This is a genomic window from Pandoraea eparura (assembly GCF_902459725.1).
Taxonomy (GTDB): Bacteria; Pseudomonadota; Gammaproteobacteria; order Burkholderiales; family Burkholderiaceae; genus Pandoraea; species Pandoraea eparura.
On the sequence record NZ_CABPSH010000027.1, the window covers coordinates 1 to 2,892 of the forward strand.

The 2,892-nt window shown below is 52.2% G+C and carries 2 rRNA genes; both read right to left on the bottom strand.

Annotation, left to right across the window (positions count from 1 at the left end):
* Window positions 1–49: 49 nt before the first annotated feature.
* Window positions 50–162: ribosomal RNA gene (gene rrf / locus PEP31012_RS23420) — 5S ribosomal RNA — on the bottom strand.
* 132 nt (window positions 163–294) lie between these two features.
* Window positions 295–2,892: ribosomal RNA gene (locus PEP31012_RS23425) — 23S ribosomal RNA — on the bottom strand; the annotation flags it as partial.

The following is a 2,892-nucleotide window of genomic DNA, read 5'->3' on the forward strand; positions in this document are numbered from 1 at the left end:
AAAGCAAAAACCCCTTGCTACGCGTTGTAGCAAGGGGTTTTTAAGGGGAGCCTGACGATTACCTACTTTCACACGGGAATCCGCACTATCATCGGCGTGGAGTTGTTTCACGGTCCTGTTCGGGATGGGAAGGGGTGGTTCCAACTCGCTATGGTCATCAGGCATAACTTGTATGTTCTGCTGAGCGGAGCTCAACAAAACCAATTCAGAAGAAGCGTAGTACCACAATTGTTGGGTTGCGAGTTGTATCGGCACAGAGCACGACACTCACACCAGGAAAAACACACTGGTTATAGGATCAAGCCTCACGGGCAATTAGTATCAGTTAGCTTAACGCATTACTGCGCTTCCACACCTGACCTATCAACGTCCTGGTCTTGAACGACCCTTAAGGGGAATCGAGTTCCCAGGGAAGTCTCATCTTAAGGCGAGTTTCCCGCTTAGATGCTTTCAGCGGTTATCTCTTCCGAACATAGCTACCCGGCGATGCCACTGGCGTGACAACCGGTACACCAGAGGTTCGTCCACTCCGGTCCTCTCGTACTAGGAGCAGCCCCCTTCAAACTTCCAACGCCCACGGCAGATAGGGACCAAACTGTCTCACGACGTTTTAAACCCAGCTCACGTACCTCTTTAAATGGCGAACAGCCATACCCTTGGGACCGGCTACAGCCCCAGGATGAGATGAGCCGACATCGAGGTGCCAAACACCGCCGTCGATATGAACTCTTGGGCGGTATCAGCCTGTTATCCCCAGAGTACCTTTTATCCGTTGAGCGATGGCCCTTCCATACAGAACCACCGGATCACTATGACCTGCTTTCGCACCTGCTCGACTTGTCAGTCTCGCAGTTAAGCACGCTTTTGCCATTGCACTATCAGCACGATTTCCGACCGTACCTAGCGTACCTTCGTACTCCTCCGTTACACTTTGGGAGGAGACCGCCCCAGTCAAACTGCCTACCATGCACTGTCCCCGATCCGGATTACGGACCTAGGTTAGAACCTCAAACAAACCAGGGTGGTATTTCAAGGACGGCTCCACAGAAACTAGCGTTCCTGCTTCAAAGCCTCCCACCTATCCTACACAGACCGGTTCAAAGTCCAATGCAAAGCTACAGTAAAGGTTCATGGGGTCTTTCCGTCTAGCCGCGGGTAGATTGCATCATCACAAACACTTCAACTTCGCTGAGTCTCGGGAGGAGACAGTGTGGCCATCGTTACGCCATTCGTGCAGGTCGGAACTTACCCGACAAGGAATTTCGCTACCTTAGGACCGTTATAGTTACGGCCGCCGTTTACCGGGACTTCAATCAAGAGCTTGCACCCCATCATTTAATCTTCCGGCACCGGGCAGGCGTCACACCCTATACGTCCACTTTCGTGTTTGCAGAGTGCTGTGTTTTTATTAAACAGTCGCAGCCACCAGTTTATTGCAACCCCTTCACCCTCCTGGCGCAGGCCAGTCAAGCTACAAGGGCGTACCTTATCCCGAAGTTACGGTACCAATTTGCCGAGTTCCTTCTCCCGAGTTCTCTCAAGCGCCTTAGAATACTCATCTCGCCCACCTGTGTCGGTTTGCGGTACGGTCTCGTATGACTGAAGCTTAGAGGCTTTTCTTGGAACCACTTCCAATTGCTTCGTACCCGAAGGTACTCGCCCCACAGCCTTGAATTACGCGCCCGGATTTGCCTAAGCGCCTTCTCCACTGCAGGGACCGGGACTTCCAACACCCGGACAACCTTCCGCGATCCGTCCCCCCATCGCATCATACGACGGTGCAGGAATATTAACCTGCTTCCCATCAGCTACGCATCTCTGCCTCGCCTTAGGGGCCGACTCACCCTACGCCGATGAACGTTGCGTAGGAAACCTTGGGCTTACGGCGAGGGGGCCTTTCACCCCCTTTATCGCTACTCATGTCAGCATTCGCACTTCTGATACCTCCAGCATCCTTTACAAGACACCTTCACAGGCTTACAGAACGCTCTCCTACCATGCGAGCAAGCTCGCATCCGCAGCTTCGGTATATTGCTTAGCCCCGTTACATCTTCCGCGCAGGACGACTCGATCAGTGAGCTATTACGCTTTCTTTAAAGGGTGGCTGCTTCTAAGCCAACCTCCTGACTGTTTTAGCCTTCCCACTTCGTTTCCCACTTAGCAATATTTAGGGACCTTAGCTGGCGGTCTGGGTTGTTTCCCTCTTGACACCGGACGTTAGCACCCGATGTCTGTCTCCCGTGATTGCACTCTTCGGTATTCGGAGTTTGCTATGGCGAGGTAATCCGCAATGGACCCCTCAACCATGACAGTGCTCTACCCCCGAAGGTGATACACGAGGCACTACCTAAATAGTTTTCGGAGAGAACCAGCTATTTCCAAGTTTGTTTAGCCTTTCACCCCTATCCACAGCTCATCCCCTAATTTTTCAACATTAGTGGGTTCGGTCCTCCAGTACGTGTTACCGCACCTTCAACCTGGCCATGGATAGATCACTTGGTTTCGGGTCTACACCCAGCGACTGAACGCCCTATTCGGACTCGCTTTCGCTACGCCTTCCCTATTCGGTTAAGCTTGCCACTGAATGTAAGTCGCTGACCCATTATACAAAAGGTACGCAGTCACCCCTTGCGAGGCTCCTACTGTTTGTATGCATGCGGTTTCAGGATCTATTTCACTCCCCTCCCGGGGTTCTTTTCGCCTTTCCCTCACGGTACTGGTTCACTATCGGTCGATTACGAGTATTTAGCCTTGGAGGATGGTCCCCCCATCTTCAGACAGGATTTCACGTGTCCCGCCCTACTTTTCTCAAGCTTAGTTCCACACCAGGGTTTTCTCATACGGGGCTATCACCCACTATGGCCGGACTTTCCATTCCGTTTTGATAACACC